This is a genomic window from Hymenobacter sp. B1770 (assembly GCF_049896385.1).
In the GTDB taxonomy this organism is placed as follows: domain Bacteria; phylum Bacteroidota; class Bacteroidia; order Cytophagales; family Hymenobacteraceae; genus Hymenobacter.
Genome location: NZ_JAFCUF010000002.1, coordinates 410,251 through 424,906, shown reverse-complemented (window position 1 = coordinate 424,906; position 14,656 = coordinate 410,251). Strand labels below are relative to the sequence as shown.

Sequence of the window (14,656 nt, the reverse complement as noted above, 5' to 3'; positions counted from 1 at the left end):
TTTTGTGTCCGTAGCGCTGGATATCAGCTTGTTTTTGAGGGCTATATTTTGTAATTTTAAAGCATCAATTCACTCCCATTTTCTTGCAGTACATGTTGCAAATGATGATTTCCAAGCGCATCGGGCGCCGCCAGTTTCACTTCACCGTGCAGGGCAGTAATTTTCACGAAACTGTGGCTGAGTATGACCGGCTTAGCTTTCCCGACGTGCCCAACTGCGGCCTTTGCGGCTCGGATAATCTGGACCTGACCAGCCGTGTGGCGCAGGATAAATTTAAGTATACTTCGGTGAAGTGCATCGACTGCCGCGCCGACCTTACTTTTGGCAAAACCCAAAAAGACGACCAAACCGTGTTTCTCCGCCGCCGCGAAGGAGGGGAGTTCGACTGGAAAGCTCTGGACAAGAGCGAGCGTTAATCTTTTCTGCCCGCAGCGCGGTTATAGCGCTGCCAAGCTCAAGAACGGCACCCTGGTCTAGGGTGCCGTTCTTTGCATAAAATCCGTGGCATCTGCCAAATCTGACTAAATCTGCCTTTCATGTTTACTGGAATAATTGAAGCCTTAGGCACCATCGTAGCCGTCGACACCCAAGGCAGCAACCGCCACTTCACAGTGGCCTCGCCCTTCGCCGCCGAGTTGAAAATCGACCAAAGCGTGGCGCACGACGGCGTATGCCTAACCGTGGTGGCCGTGGACCCCGCCGCCGGCACGCACGTGGTGACGGCCATCGACGAAACCATGCGCGTGACCAACCTGAGCCAGTGGCAGCCCGGCCGCCACGTAAACCTGGAACGGTGCCTGGCCGCCAACGGTCGCTTCGATGGCCACATCGTGCAGGGGCACGTCGACGCCACTGCCACCTGCCTGAGCGTGACCGACCAGCAGGGCTCCTGGCTGTTTCGGTTCGGCCACGCGCCCGGCCCCGGCCGCCTCACGGTAGAGAAAGGCTCCATCTGCGTGAACGGCACCAGCCTCACCTGCTTCGAGAGCACCGATGAGGGCTTTACGGTGGCCATCATTCCTTATACCTACGAGCACACCAGCTTTCAGCAGCTGCGCGCCGGCGAAACCGTGAACCTGGAGTTTGACATTGTAGGGAAGTATGTGGCCAAGCTGCTGGGTAAGTAGCTCGTGAACTCGAGGACAGTGGCTGCGTAAAAGGGGGGAGTCCTCACGTAACGCATTTACAGCTATGTCGAAACGAGAATTAATAGAGCCCAACGAGGGCGATAAACGATATATCCGCCGCGATGATAAAGGGCGAATTACCACTTCGGTCGATTTAAACAAGTCCCTGTCGCAGGACGACAGGCACAATTCCAAAAAGACCAGCAAGCCCGGCCAAGGCGACAAAGGTGATGGCCACACCGGCGGCCGCAAACCGGCTAAGTAAGTAAAGAAAAGAGCCCCATTGAGTTGTCAACGGGGCTCTTTTAGTAGGTGGCGGTAACCGGCGCTGCCCTCATGCGTCTTAGTTGCTCGGCGGGTCGAGAAAGAAAGTCCGCGCTCCTTGCAAGGCCTTAACGTCGTGTTGGATGTCGTTTGGGCGCGAGCCCGTGCCGTAAAGCATGCCTCCCCAGCGCATGCCCATGGCCTGTGCCGTGAGCTTAAGCGTAGCCTCCAGGGGGGCGGCATCGAGCAGACTGTCGCTGCTCACAATAATGGCCCATAAGGTCTTGCCGTGCATTTTTTCCTTGAACTGCAGGTTTGGTGTGCGCAGCCAGACGTACCAGTAGTCGAGGTAGTGCTTAGCTGCGGCGGGCAGGCTGTACCAAAGCAGCGGAGCCGCGAGCACTAGGTCGGTGGCTTCGAGGGTGGCATCTAGCAACTTCTGCACATTGCCAGTGGGCACCGGGAAAGAGCCGTGGTGCCGCATGTCGATAAACTCCGGCAGGGGGCAGTCGCGCAGTTGCAGCCACTGTTGCTTGGTTTGGGGAGGCAGCGGATGCGCCGCACAATAAGCTAGTTGCTCGCTATTGCCGAGGCGGCGGGTGCTGCAAAGCAAAAAGAAGAATCGGCGCGCTGCGTCATTCATAGGAGCTGCGTCATTCATAGGAAAGGCTGTCTACGCGTGGGAGGGCCACCAGCGCGGGGCCCACTGCCGGTAGGCCGCGGCGGCCGCCCAACCCAGCAAGCTGCCCAGAGCGGCACCCCCCAGAACATCGGTGGGGTAGTGTGCCCCAAGGTACATGCGACTATAGGATAACAACAAGGCCCATATAAATACTATTCCTTTTAAAACCTTGTATCGGCCTGCAGGCAGTACGATAATGAGAAAAACAGCCAAGGCGAAAGAGTTGGCCGCGTGCGACGACAAAAATCCGAATTGACCGCCGCAGCCATCGGGCAAATGTAGGAAGGCCGTCAGCCGGGAGTCGTGGCAGGGGCGGGGGCGGGCAAAATAAGGCTTGAACAACCGGCTGGTGATGCTGTCGGCCAAGCCCACGGCCGCTACCACCAGCGGCAGCAGCAACAGGGCCCGGCGCCGAAACAGGTAGATAAGCGTTGCAATGAGGAGCACATAGGCCGGAATCCAAACGTTGCGGTCGGAGGCAAACGTCATTACCTTATCCAGGAGCGGCGTGTGGGCGCGGTTGACGGCCAGCAGCAGTCGGTGGTCGAGGGCTTGTATGGCTTCAAGCATCGGCGAGCCAGTCTACACCTTTGCGGAGCCAGGCCAGGGTGTTGGCTTCGGGCGAGCCGGGGGCTGGGGCAGCGGGGTTGTACGCCCACCCGGTGCGCGGAGGCAGGCTCATGAGGATGGACTCGGTGCGGCCGCCGGTTTCGAGGCCAAAGCGGGTGCCCCGGTCAAAGGCCAGGTTGAATTCGGCGTAGCGGGCGCGGCGCAGGCTCTGCCAGGCTTCTTCGCGCTCGGCGAAGGGCAGGGCGTGGTTTTCGGCCATGAGCTCGGTGTAGAAAGGGCCAAACAGCTCGGCTACGTCTTGCACAAAGCGGAACAGCTCCTGAGCCGAGCCGTCTTTTCCAACCGTGAGGCGGTCGAAGAAGATGCCGCCCACGCCGCGGGTTTCCTGGCGGTGAGGCAGGAAAAAATAATCGTCGGCCCAGTGAGTAAACTTGGGGTAGTACGCCGGATTGTGTTGGTCGCACACCGCCCGCAGTCGCTCGTGGAAGCGGCGGGCCTGCGCTTCGTCCACGTAAATAGGCGTCAAATCAATGCCTCCCCCAAACCAGGCCTCGCCGTTGCCGGCTTCGAAATAGCGCACGTTCATGTGGATGATGGGCACGCGCGGGCTGCGCGGGTGCAGCACCACGCTCACGCCCGTGGCGTAGAAAGCCGGGTCGGGCATGTGCAGCTGCCGGGCCGCGGCCTCGCTCATCTGCCCCCATACGGCCGAGAAGCCGACGCCGCCTTTTTCGAGTATGCGGCCGTGTTCCAGGACCTTGGAACGGCCGCCGCCGCCGCCTTCGCGCTGCCACGCATCGGTGAGGAAGTGGGCCGGGCCGGCATCGGCAGTTTCTAGCTGCTGGCATAAGCGCAATTGAAAATCGGCCAGCCAGGCTTGGATTTCGGGGCGCGTGGTGGGGGAGGAAGAAAGGGACGTTAGCATTTCACCGCAGAAGACGCAGAATAATTCGCAGAGGGGTGGCAGCGAGCTGCGCCCGAAGCACAGGCACCGTTGCCGGCCCAAAGATAGGGTGGCGGGTGGAGCGTACTTTTGTAGCCTAACTTCCCACGCCAACGATGTCCGAATTCGCTGTTTCCGATACTGCCAACCTGGCTTCTACCCGTGTGACGGCTGCTGCGGCCGCCGCGGCCGCGGCTTTCACGGCCCCGGCCGCCACGCCCGCGCCACGCCTTGATGCCGAGCTTCTTCGCCGCGCCTTCCGCCTGATGCACACCGCCGCCGCCATGGCCACGCTCTACGAAGAGGAGAAGGCCACGGCCTCGCGCTACGTGCACGCCACCGCCCGCGGGCACGAGGCTGTGCAGCTTGCCGCGGCTTTCTTGCTCACCGAAAACGACTACGCCGCCCCTTACTATCGCGACGACGCCATGCTGCTGGGCCTGGGCTTGCGGCCCTACGAGCTGATGCTGCAGCTGCTGGCCAAGGCCGACGACCCGTTTAGTGGGGGCCGCACCTATTACTCGCACCCCTCGCTGCGGCGGGCGGGCATCCCGGTTATTCCGCACCAAAGCTCGGCTACCGGCATGCAGGCCATTCCGGCCACGGGCATGGCGCACGCCATCAAATACCTCGAATCGGTGGGCGGCGAGCAACTGGAAGCGAGCAGCGACGCCTTCAAGGCTAAGTGTGCGTCGCTGGCGGCCAATGGCTCGCTGGCCTTGTGTTCGATAGGCGACGGGGCCATGACAGAAGGCGAAGTAGCCGAGGCCCTGCAAATGGCCGTGCTGCACCAGCTCCCCATTGTGTACCTGGTGCAGGATAACGATTGGGGCATCTCGGCCACCGGACGTGAGATGCGGGCCATGAATGCTTATGAGTTTGCGGCGGGCTTTCCGGGGCTGCTACGTTTGCAGGTCGACGGGGCCGATTTCCGGTCGTCGCACCACGGGTTGGTGGAGGCGTTTGCACACGTGCGGGCCCGCCGCGGGCCAGTGCTGGTGCACGCCAAATGCCCGCTGCTGGGCCACCACACCAGCGGCGTACGCCGCGAGTGGTATCGCAACGACCTGGCCACCCAACAGGAGCAGGACCCGCTGCCGCGCCTGCATCAGCTGTTGCTGCAAAGCGGCTTCGAGGAAGCCGAGCTGGCTGCCCTGGTCGCCGAAGCCCGGGCCACCGTGCGCGCCGATTGGAAGGAAGCCCTGGCTGCACCTAACCCCGACCCTGCCACATTTGCCGACCACGAGTTTGCCCCCCCGGCCGTGACCGAGGAAAGCGGCGAGCGCAGCCCCGCCGGTGCCGACAAAACCCTGATGGTGGACGCGGCCCTGCACGCCGTCGACGAAATTTTGCGGGAGTTTCCTGAGGCCTTGTTTTACGGGCAGGACGTGGGTGGCGAGCTGGGCGGTGTGTTTCGCGAAGCCGCGCTGCTGGCCAAAAAGTATGGCGACGCGCGGGTGTTCAACACGCCCATTCAGGAGGCCTACATTGTAGGCAGCACGGCGGGAATGGCAGCGGTGGGCGCGCGCCCAATCGTCGAAATTCAGTTTGCCGACTACATCTGGCCGGCGCTGAACCAGCTGGTGGAGGAGCTTTCCAAATCCTGCTACCTAACCATGGGCAAGTTCCCTATTCCGGCCCTGATTCGGGTGCCCATTGGGGCCTACGGCGGCGGCGGGCCCTATCATTCGGGTTCCATCGAGAGCACGCTGCTCACCATTCGGGGCATCAAGGTGGTGTATCCCAGCAACGCGGCCGACATGAAGGGCCTGATGCGGGCAGCGTTTCTCGACCCTAACCCGGTGATTATGCTGGAGCACAAAGGTCTGTATTGGAGCAAGGTGCCGGGCACCGAAGAAGCCAAAACCTTGGAGCCAGCCGCAGGCTATGTGATTCCGCTGGGCAAAGCCGCCGTGGCCCAGGCGGCCGACCCTGAAAAGCTGCAGCAGGGTGACACGGCCGTGGTGGTTACCTACGGCATGGGCGTGCACTGGGCCAAAGCCGCCAGCCGGGACTACCCCGGTCAGGTTGAAATTCTTGATTTGCGCACGCTCAACCCCCTCGACTTTGATGCCGTAACCGCCGCTACCCGTCGTCACGGCAAGGTGCTAGTTCTTACCGAAGAGCCCCTGATGAACAGCTTCGCCGAAAGCCTTGCGGGCCGCATTCAGCGCCACTGTTTCCAGGAACTCGACGCCCCCGTCTTCACCCTTGGGGCCGCAAACCTGCCGGCCATTGCCCTGAACGTGGAGCTGGAAAAGCAGATGCTGCCTAGCGCTGCCAAGGTGGCTGTAGCGCTTGAAGAGCTGCTCGGATACTAAGAAAGGAGTTACCTAAGCAAAAGGGCCCGCCCGCTGTTCGTGTAACAGCGGGCGGGCCCTTTTGCTTGGCGGCGGGTGTTAGAAAGGATAGCCGATGCCTAGGTTGAAGGCAATGGGATTGGCGCTGGTGTCGAAGTTGCGCAGCGCCCATTTCTGGCCATCGGGAGCCGTGGGGTCGTAGACCTTAGTGGCGACGTCGAGGCGCAGAATCAGGAAGGTGAAGTCGAAGCGGACGCCCATGCCCGAGCCCACAGCAATTTGCTTGTAAAAAGAATTTGCCTGAAACTGAGCGCCGGGGCGCAGGTATTGGCCCTGCTCGTTTTTGACTTCCTGTAAGCCCCACACGTTGCCGAAATCGGTGAAGAAAGCCCCTTTCACAAAGCTATAGATAGGAAAGCGGTACTCGGCACTCCCTTCCAGCAGCAGCTCGCCGGGCTGCTCGGTGAGGAAATCCCGCACCACCTGGCCCTGCTGCGTGGTGCGTAGCGAGGTGTAGCCGCCCGGGCCCAGGCGGCGGGGCTGCCAGGCGCGCAAGCTGGTGGAGCCGCCCGCAAAAAATGATTTGTCGTAGGGAATGATGTATTGAGAATTGCTTCCGTCAGGCTCCGCGGTGCGCGTGAGCGCGTGCACCACGCCCCCATTGAGGCGCCACACAAAGAAGGTTTTGGGAGTGAGGTGGTGGTAGCGGCGGTAGTCGACACTTAGACGAGCGAAGTCGTACACGTTGAGTTGAGTTTTCCGAAATAATGCCTCCCTGTAAAGGTCGCGTGTGAGGCCCCCGATTTCGGTAAAAAGCCGCAGGTAATGAGCGTCGCGGGTTTGGTTGAAGTCGTTGGAGTTATAGAGCGAAGTGAAGCTGAAGCTGGGCTCTAACAGCTTAACGAACGAACGGTAGAGCGGCGAACCCTGATTGTCGCGCAGCGAATTGAGTCGTTCGCGAAACAGGTCGCTGGTTTTGAGCGTGTTGACAAATGTGACGACAACGGGCGAGAATACATACTGATGGAAGGCCGATTTCTGCCAGATATAGTCATAGGCAAACTCAAAATTGGAGCGGGTGTATTCAGGGCGGCTAACGAAGGTTTCGGAAAGCGTGAAGCGGGTTTTGGGGTTGTAGCGCGACAGGAAGCGGCTGCTGTTGAAAGGAAGCAGAAAACGGGGCAGCACCAGCGAAGCTGTGGCGCCCAGCTGGGTAGTGTACACCGCCTCGGTGTTGTCGCTGGTGCCACCGGCCACCCGGCTCAGCTGGCCTTCGAAACCCGCACGTACGCCTATCTCCAGCACCTCGGCGCCGCCGAAGGGGTTGCGCGTTTTCAGGCGGAGGTTGACAAAAGGGCCAGGCAAATAAGCTACGTATGTGCCACCTACCTCGCTGGTTTCGGTGTACTTGGGTGCTGGCGAGGCGTTGATAACGGCGATGAGCTCGCCCTTGGAGGGATTGATGCCCACGCTGTCGGCCGAGGGCGGGTCGGATACCTTGCGGTAGTTCAAGTTGTTGAACCGGAACATGTCCAGGTCGGCCAGCAGGCGCTGGGTTTGCATGGTGCGGTCTAGGTTGTAGCGCTGGCCGGGCCGCACCAGCACTTTGCGGGCCAGCAGGCGGGTGCTGTACTTCTGCTCGTAAGCCGCAAAGCGCACCGAGTCTGTTACGGTAGTGTCGGTACGAATGCCGATTTCGGGCCGGATGCGCCGCGTGCCGGGTGCGCCGGCCCGGCGCAGGGTGTCGAGCGTGGAGGCGCGCAGGGTGCGGTTCACGCCGGCATCGGTCACAAAGCGCACCTGCCGCAGGGTATACACCCTGTGCCCCTGGCCGGGGGCCGGGTTGGCGATGAGCGTGCGCAGCCGCACCGTGAAGTTCTCGAAGCTGGTGTCAGCCTCGAAGGTGATGTATTGCTGACGGAAATCGAAGTAGCCCGCATTTTTGAGCAGGGTTTCTAAGCGGGCGCGTTCCTGCCCAATCAGTTCTTCGTTGTAGCGCTCGTTTTCGCGAAGCACAGAGCTTTTCTGGGCGGCGCTGACCACGGCGGCCACCCCCGAATCGGCAATACTGGGGGGCTGAAGTCGGTTCAGAAAGGGTTTGTTCTCGTTGACGTTGTAGGTTACCGTCACGCGTCGGTAACGCTTGGCCAAGTCTGCCGAGTCGGGAGTACTCGGGAAAATGGAGCCGACTCCTTGCAAAAGCCGCTTTACCAGGCCCCGGCGGTAGCGCGCCGTATCGGCGGCCGTTACAGTGGCCCGGAAAAACCCTTGCGAGTGCAGGTAGGTGGTCATTTGCTCCACAGAGCGCCGCGTGAGCAGGGTGTCGTAGATAGCCGGGGCCTCGCCCAGGCGCATGATGGCGTTGCCCTTATCCAGGGTCAGCTGCTTGCGGTTGAGCTTGCGCTCGCGCCGGACCAGCAGCTTGCCCAACTGAGCCGAGTCGGTACTGGCCGCTTGAATGCGGGTTTCGTAGTGAGTCTGTATTTCGCGCAGCTTTTCTTTAATGCGCACGGAATCGTAGAAATTATAGCCCAGCTGGTAGATGGCCAGCTTCGGCAGCGGAAACTGGGTATTGGGCCTTTGCTGGGCAAGGGCGGTGAGCCGTTCTTTGTCGGCCAGTTCCACCCCCTTAATTTCGACGCGGCTGAGCAGGCGCTGGCCGGGGCGCAAGAGCTTAAACGGCGAGCACGCCGCCAACATCAGCAGCGCCAGCACCGGGGGCATGGGCCAGCGTAGTCGGCTACCAGGCCGTAGCTTCGATAAATTCTTAAACGACAATGGTTTCAAAAGCACTTAGCAAATACGTGCAGTCGCTGCACCAAAAGAAGTATCGGCAACGCCACGGGGCGTTCCTGGTGGAAGGCGGCAAAAGCGTGTTGGAGCTGCTAAGTTCCGACCTGGAAGCTGAACATGTGCTGGTCACGGCCGAGTTTGCCGCCCAAAATCGTGCGCAGCTTCCCGAGCGCCTCGCCCTGGTGATTGCCACCGAGTATGAATTGACACAATTGGGTACGCTGGCCACCAACAACACCGCGCTGGCGGTGGCCCGCCTCCCCTTGGAGAAAACGTTGTCTCCAACGCTGCCGCAATCGGGTTTGTTGCTTGCCCTCGACGAAGTTCGCGACCCCGGCAACCTCGGCACCCTACTGCGGCTGGCCGACTGGTACGGGTTGCCCGGCGTGGTGCTCAGCCCCGGCTGCGCCGACCCGTACTCGCCCAAAACCGTTTCGGCCACCATGGGCGCCTTTGCCCGGGTGCAGCTTTGGGAGCGCGACCTAACCGTCTGGCTGCCCACGCTGGCCCCGGGCACCGGCATCTTCGGGGCCGATTTGGAAGGCGACAACGTGCACCGCCTCACGCTGCGCCCCAGCGGCGTGCTGGTGATGGGCAGCGAGTCGCACGGGCTGACCCCGGCGGTGGAGGCCTGCCTCACCCGGCGCCTGCACATTCCGCGGGGCGCCAGCGGCGGGGCCGAAAGCCTGAACGTGGCTATATCGGCCGCCATTCTGCTGGATAACTTTTTTCGAAACCAATAGGAAATTGCGGCAGCGCCGTTGTTCTATCCCTGCGGCACGCTCTATGAAAGCGCCTGTGCTGAGTAGTAAAAAGTCCCGACTCTGAGCAGAATCGGGACTTTTTGCGTTAGAGGATTCGCTGTAGCCAGTAGCGTGGGCTGGCGGACTTTCGCGCGGTTCTGTTTGTCGTGAGCAGGTCGCTTTAGTCCCCAAACAGACGGAGGCCGAAACTCAAAACCTGGGTGTCAGGGCCGGCATTGGCTCTGAACAGGCTGTTCATGTTGTACTTGGCAAAGAGCTCCAGGCTGCCGTAGCCGATGGTGCCCTGTACACCGTAGAGGAAGTTCTCCATGTTGTAGCTGCCGTCTTCCTTGTCCTTAAGGGTGTTGCCGTCGGTGGTGTACTTCAGCTTGGTCCAGGACTTGATGCGGTAGCCTACGAAACCGCCGGCTCCCAGGGCAAAGGTGGATTTGTAGTGCTTGTCGCGCAGCTGCAGGCGCAGCATCACGGGGAGGTTGACGGAGGAGGTGCCGAGCTTGCTCTTTTGGTACTGGCGGCCATCAGTTTCGCGCACCACGCTGGTGATGCCGTTGTCGTTCACCCACTTGGTGTTGCCGTTCAGCATGTAGTTGTTGAAGGCAAAGTGAGGGCCGAAGGTGAGGCTCATGGGGCTGCGCTTACCGCCCAGGCGGGTGTTCCAGTCAAGGCCGATGTTGACGTAGCGCGAGCCTTCGGTGCGTAAGTCAGGCGCTTCCGACTGGCCCGGGGTAGTGTCGAGGGCCTTCTGGTTTATCAAAGCGTTTACTCCCAGGTCTACAACGAGTTCAGCCGAAGTGCGCTTGTTTTTAATTTTCTTCAAGCGGGCGGAGTCACGCTGAGCAATACGCTCCTCTTTGCTTTTGCCTTCGGAGGTGTTGTAAGATTTAGAGCCTTTGTCGTCGGTAGTCACGGTCACGCCGAAGGTTTTGTTCAGCATCACGTCGACGCGGTTGGTGCTGGGTTTCTTTTTGCGCGTGGTGATGCGGATTTGCTCGGGCAGGTTTTTGCCGGGCTGGTCCTTGTCGGGGTAAAACTGCAGGGTCACCTGGTCGGTGGTAGCCGTCTTGGCCGCTGTCTCGGCCTGCACAATGTAGCCGGCTAGGCGCGATGTGAGCGAGTCGAGCTGGTAATTCTTCATCTGGCGCAGCTGGGCTGCATCGCGAACCACCAGCGTGATGGTGGCCTGGTTGGGCAGCCTGATTACGATGGTGTCTTTCACCAAGGGGCGGCTGTTAAGCTCAGTGGCATGGGCCTTGGTGAGGCCGCAGCCCAACACCAGGAGCAACAGAAATAAGGAGAGAAAAGCGCGTTGCATGATTTCTAGAAAGTAAGAATTAGAGTTGAATGGATTTGGTGAGGGTGCGGCCGCCCACGGTGGCGCGCACGGTCACGTTTTCGGGAAGGCCGGCTACCTCGGCCAGGCTCACCCGCTCGCCGCGCACCAGGTGGCCAGCCTGCTGCAGGAGCCGGCCACCCAACCGCCGCCGCTCTTCGGGAGCATCGCTTGCGGCCGCCACCGTGGCAGCCAAGCTCGCCATTTTGGAAGGCTGAGTTGCCGATTCGTTGCCGTTGCGCACGTCTACGGTAATGAGCTCGCCGGTGCTGGCCAAGCTGGGGGCGGGCGCTGCCGGGGTGGGGACGTTTTCCGCCGCCGAGGCAGGTTTGGAAAGGCTGGCTACTACGGGTGGGGTAGTGGGCCGCGGCTCGTCAGCAGCGGCATGCCGGGGCCGGGCCGGCAGGGTGGCAGGGCGAGCAGACGTGCGGGCCACGAGGGGAGCTTTTTCGGCGGCCGCGTCCGGCTGCCGGTTGATTCCTAGCAAGTGGCGAGGCGACTGCCCGGGGGCTGACATCCTGGCATTTGGTGCGGTAGATGCGAGGTTGGAGGGACGGGTTGCCTGCGAGGTTGTATTTTTTTGAATAAAAGCGTCGGGCGCCGTAGTTGGGGCTGGAGGCGAAGTAGCGGCCACTGCTGCAGGCTGCTCCGAAGCACTTGCCGGGGCTGGTGTTTCAGCGGTGGGGGCTGCCTGTGGCTTTGGTGTGGCTTGGCCAGGCATAGCCCGGTTTTGCTGAGTGGCCAGGTTGCCGCTGGGCGAGTTGCTCGAAGGGAAACCCAGCCACAGGCCTGCGCCGCCCGCCACCAGCAGCAAAGCCAACGCGGCGGCCAGGGCCATGGGCCACCAGGCAGCGGCCCGGCGCTTGCGCGGGCGCAGGTGCTCATCTTCGAGGCGCTCCCACAGCTCGCGGCTGGGGGGCGTGGCGTGGGCGTTCAGGCCGCGCTGAAACAGATGGTCGAGCCGCTCGTCGGTGGCCGCCGGGGCGGGCTCGGCAGGCGGACCGGCCTGGAGCCGGGCCCACAGCGCATCGCCGGGCGGCGTAGGATGGCCGTCCAGTTTATCGCGAAATAAGTCGTCTATATTTTCGAGGGACATGATACTAATTGCTAGCAATGGCGGAAAACTGTATCCGGCGCTGGAGCATGGCGCGAGCCTTGCTCAGCTGCGACTTGCTGGTGCCTTCCGATATGCCCAGCAGCTCGGCTATTTCCTGGTGGCCGTAGCCTTCCAGAGCATAGAGGTTGAACACCGTGCGGTAGCCGGCGGGCAGTCCAGCCAACAGGCCCATCAGGTCTTCGGCCTGGAGCTGGGTGTCGGCGGTGGCAGCGGTGGTGGCCAAGTTCTCGGGCTGCGGAAAATCCTCAAACGAAACCGTCATCATTTCGCGCTGGCGCAGCTGCATCAGGGCTTCGTTGACCATGATGCGGCGCACCCAGCCTTCGAAACTGCCTTCGAACCGGTAGTTGGGCAGGGCCCGAAACATCTTGGCAAAACCCAGCAGCAGGGCTTCTTCGGCATCTTCGCGGCGCTTGAGGTAGCGGCGGCACACGGTAAGCATCAGCCCGGCCAATTGGTCGTAGAGCTGGCGCTGGGCCCGGTGCTCGCCCCGCACACAAGCAGCGATGAGGTCGGCTTCGGTCGTCACGGTAAGGGTAGGCAAAGAGCAGAAACAATAGTGAGTTAGCGCGGCAGATGCGAAAGTAGGGACGATGGTTGCCTGGAAGGTGAAAATAAATTAACCAGTCAGGCGTACTTGGTGAATGCAAAGCCTTAACTCATTCAGCCACATTTTTTCTAACGAGCAGGCCTAGGTTGCGTATGCAGGACTAATTCTTTCTAGTCCAGTGCCATTATGCTCCTCGATACCAAACTGCCCTTCCGGTACATCATAAAGGATATTTTACCCGATACAATCCGGGTGTTACTTATATCCATCGTATTCCAGCTGCTTAAGCAATTCTACTCTAATTCGCTGCCGCAAATACCTCTGCAACTGCCTACGGTACTGGGGGGCTCAATTTCCTTGTTGTTGGCGTTTAAAATCAGCCAGTCGTATGACCGGTGGTGGGAGGCCCGCAAGGTTTGGGGAGCCATCGTGAACGACTCTCGCTCGCTGGTGGTGCAGGTCGCAACCTTCGTTCCGGATGAAGACGCGGATGGCTTAGGTTCCGAAGGCGCCCTCAAGCCATTGACATACCGCCAGATAGCATGGTGTTATAGCCTGGGTCAGACGCTGCGGGGACAGGATGGGGCCGCCAATCTCGCCCAGTATTTGTCGGAGTCGGAACTGGATTACATCATGCGCCACAGCAACAAGCCCTTGGCTTTGATAGCGTTGCACGCCCGCCAAATCAAGGAGCTTTTTCAGTTAAAAGCAATTAACGCATTCCAGCAAGTGCAGCTGGATTCCACCCTGGTGCGCCTGGTCGATGCCCAGGGCCGGGCCGAACGCATCAACAGCACGGTTTTCCCTTCGAGCTACCGCCTGCTAATTTACCTCTTTATCTATCTATTTTTGGGCACGCTCTCCCTAGGGCTGGTCGAAACCATGGGGTTGTGGGAGATTCCCCTGCTGCTGGCCATTGCCACGACCTATTTCCTGCTTGAGCGTACGGCCCGCTACCTGCAGGACCCCTTCAGTAACCGGCCCACCGACACGCCCGTCACGGCCATTGCCCGCACCGTGGAAATTAACCTAAAACAGCTGTTGGAGGAACAAGATGTGCCTGCTCCCGCCAAGGCCGACTCCTATTATTTGATGTAGGCCGCGGGCTTGAATGCCCGCAGCTGCAACGAGTTGGTGAGCACCGAATACCGAACTCAATGCCACGGCTTCGGCCGCGAGCATAGGTGATAGCAACACGCCGAAGAAGGGGTAGAGCACGCCAGCCGCAAAGGGAATGCGCAGCGTATTATATAGGAAGGCGAAAAAGAGGTTTTGCCGAATGGTGCGCATGGTTTGGCGCGATAAGTCGATAGCCGTAACCACGCCGTGCAGGTCGGAGCGCATGAGGGTGATGCCGGCGGCTTCCATGGCCACATCGGTGCCCGAGCCAATAGCCAGGCTGATGTCGGCCTGGGCCGGCGCTAAGGCAAACCACACCGCAAAAGTGAGCAGGGCCATGACCACCACGGTGGGCACAAAAATGGCACTAGCTTTATCCGCCAGACGCTGAATGGGCGCCCGGCTGCCTTGGGCGTCTTCCACCAGCCGCACAATCTGGGCGAGCATGGTATCGGCGCCCACCTTGGTCACGCGGAAGCGGAAAGCGCCGGTTTTGTTGAGGGTGGCGCCGTATACCGGGTCGCCGGTTTTTTTGTCGACGGGCAGGCTTTCGCCCGTCAGTATGGCCTCGTCGACGGCCGACTGGCCTTCGACAATGTGCCCATCGGTGGCTACTTTCTCGCCGGGCCGCACCAGTACAATGTCGCCCAACTGCACCTGCTCGATGGGCAGGTCAACTTCCTCGCCGTTAGGGCGCACCACGCGGGCCGTTATGCTTTGCAGCCCCATCAGCGCGCGTATGGCCGCCGAGGTCCGGGTTTTGGCGCGCAGCTCCAGCACTTTGCCCAGCAGAATCAGGGCGATAATGGTGGAGGTGGTGTCGTAGTATACCTCGGGCATGAGGCCGCGGCTGGTGAAGAATTCCGGCGCCAGGTTTGCCGCTAGGCTATATAAAAAGGAGGCGCCGGTACCAATGGCAATAAGCGTGTCCATGTTGGCGGTGCGGTGCCGGAAGCTGTTCCAGGCCGAAACGTAGAATTCCCGGCCGCTGAACAACAGCACGGGCAGGGTGAGCAGGAGCAGGCCATAGTTCAGCCACTGCATATTGACCCGGGCCATGAGGGCGGGCCAAAGCATGAGCATGCTCAGGGGCATGA

14 protein-coding genes are annotated in these 14,656 nt (G+C 60.8%); 6 read left to right on the top strand and 8 right to left on the bottom strand.

Annotation, left to right across the window (positions count from 1 at the left end):
- Positions 1–92: 92 nt before the first annotated feature.
- The 3 genes from ACP7AJ_RS05755 to ACP7AJ_RS05745 all read left to right on the top strand — a co-directional run bounded on the left by ACP7AJ_RS05755 (position 93) and on the right by ACP7AJ_RS05745 (position 1,392).
- The gene (locus tag ACP7AJ_RS05755) at positions 93–416 is read left to right on the top strand and encodes a hypothetical protein (RefSeq protein ID WP_426059239.1); all 324 of its coding nucleotides are present in this window, start codon (positions 93–95) and stop codon (positions 414–416) included.
- 120 nt (positions 417–536) lie between these two features.
- Positions 537–1,127, top strand: a complete 591-nt coding sequence (locus tag ACP7AJ_RS05750) for a riboflavin synthase (protein ID WP_426059238.1) — start codon at positions 537–539, stop codon at positions 1,125–1,127.
- A 64-nt stretch (positions 1,128–1,191) separates the two neighbouring features.
- Positions 1,192–1,392: a hypothetical protein gene (locus ACP7AJ_RS05745; RefSeq protein WP_426059237.1), complete on the top strand. Its 201-nt coding sequence runs from the start codon at positions 1,192–1,194 to the stop codon at positions 1,390–1,392.
- A gap of 78 nt (positions 1,393–1,470) precedes the next feature.
- On the opposite strand, the gene ACP7AJ_RS05740 is transcribed toward ACP7AJ_RS05745, so the two are convergent.
- Genes ACP7AJ_RS05740 through hemF form a run of 3 tightly spaced genes read right to left on the bottom strand, consistent with a single transcriptional unit; the run spans position 1,471 to position 3,568 of the window.
- Positions 1,471–2,052 carry a flavodoxin family protein gene (locus tag ACP7AJ_RS05740; RefSeq protein WP_426059236.1) on the bottom strand — a complete coding sequence of 194 codons (582 nt, stop codon included), beginning with the start codon at positions 2,050–2,052 and terminating at the stop codon, positions 1,471–1,473.
- 12 nt (positions 2,053–2,064) lie between these two features.
- A complete protein-coding gene (locus ACP7AJ_RS05735; RefSeq protein ID WP_426059235.1) occupies positions 2,065–2,643 on the bottom strand; it encodes a phosphatase PAP2 family protein in 579 nt (192 codons plus the stop codon).
- A complete protein-coding gene (gene hemF, locus ACP7AJ_RS05730) occupies positions 2,636–3,568 on the bottom strand; it encodes an oxygen-dependent coproporphyrinogen oxidase (RefSeq protein ID WP_426059234.1) in 933 nt (310 codons plus the stop codon). The genes ACP7AJ_RS05735 and hemF overlap by 8 nt, the downstream gene beginning before the upstream one ends.
- A gap of 134 nt (positions 3,569–3,702) precedes the next feature.
- On the opposite strand from hemF, the gene ACP7AJ_RS05725 reads away from it, so the two are divergent.
- Complete coding sequence (locus ACP7AJ_RS05725) at positions 3,703–5,907, top strand: alpha-ketoacid dehydrogenase subunit alpha/beta (protein WP_426059233.1); 2,205 nt, start codon at positions 3,703–3,705, stop codon at positions 5,905–5,907.
- A 78-nt stretch (positions 5,908–5,985) separates the two neighbouring features.
- On the opposite strand, the gene ACP7AJ_RS05720 is transcribed toward ACP7AJ_RS05725, so the two are convergent.
- Complete coding sequence (locus ACP7AJ_RS05720) at positions 5,986–8,610, bottom strand: BamA/TamA family outer membrane protein (RefSeq protein WP_426059232.1); 2,625 nt, start codon at positions 8,608–8,610, stop codon at positions 5,986–5,988.
- A 53-nt stretch (positions 8,611–8,663) separates the two neighbouring features.
- Here ACP7AJ_RS05720 and ACP7AJ_RS05715 point away from each other — a divergent pair, with 53 nt between their 5' ends.
- The gene (locus tag ACP7AJ_RS05715; protein WP_426059231.1) at positions 8,664–9,422 is read left to right on the top strand and encodes an RNA methyltransferase; all 759 of its coding nucleotides are present in this window, start codon (positions 8,664–8,666) and stop codon (positions 9,420–9,422) included.
- Between the two features lie 181 nt (positions 9,423–9,603).
- On the opposite strand, the gene ACP7AJ_RS05710 is transcribed toward ACP7AJ_RS05715, so the two are convergent.
- Genes ACP7AJ_RS05710 through ACP7AJ_RS05700 form a run of 3 tightly spaced genes read right to left on the bottom strand, consistent with a single transcriptional unit; the run spans position 9,604 to position 12,434 of the window.
- Positions 9,604–10,755: an outer membrane beta-barrel protein gene (locus tag ACP7AJ_RS05710; protein WP_426059230.1), complete on the bottom strand. Its 1,152-nt coding sequence runs from the start codon at positions 10,753–10,755 to the stop codon at positions 9,604–9,606.
- 19 nt (positions 10,756–10,774) lie between these two features.
- Positions 10,775–11,869: a hypothetical protein gene (locus ACP7AJ_RS05705; RefSeq protein WP_426059229.1), complete on the bottom strand. Its 1,095-nt coding sequence runs from the start codon at positions 11,867–11,869 to the stop codon at positions 10,775–10,777.
- A gap of 4 nt (positions 11,870–11,873) precedes the next feature.
- The gene (locus tag ACP7AJ_RS05700) at positions 11,874–12,434 is read right to left on the bottom strand and encodes an RNA polymerase sigma factor (RefSeq protein WP_234794956.1); all 561 of its coding nucleotides are present in this window, start codon (positions 12,432–12,434) and stop codon (positions 11,874–11,876) included.
- 192 nt (positions 12,435–12,626) lie between these two features.
- Here ACP7AJ_RS05700 and ACP7AJ_RS05695 point away from each other — a divergent pair, with 192 nt between their 5' ends.
- Positions 12,627–13,538, top strand: coding sequence for a bestrophin family protein (locus ACP7AJ_RS05695; protein ID WP_426059228.1), 912 nt, complete (start codon positions 12,627–12,629; stop codon positions 13,536–13,538).
- Here ACP7AJ_RS05695 and ACP7AJ_RS05690 read toward each other — a convergent pair.
- Positions 13,470–14,636, bottom strand: a complete 1,167-nt coding sequence (locus tag ACP7AJ_RS05690) for an HAD-IC family P-type ATPase (RefSeq protein WP_426059227.1) — start codon at positions 14,634–14,636, stop codon at positions 13,470–13,472. The genes ACP7AJ_RS05695 and ACP7AJ_RS05690 overlap by 69 nt on opposite strands.
- Positions 14,637–14,656: the final 20 nt, after the last annotated feature.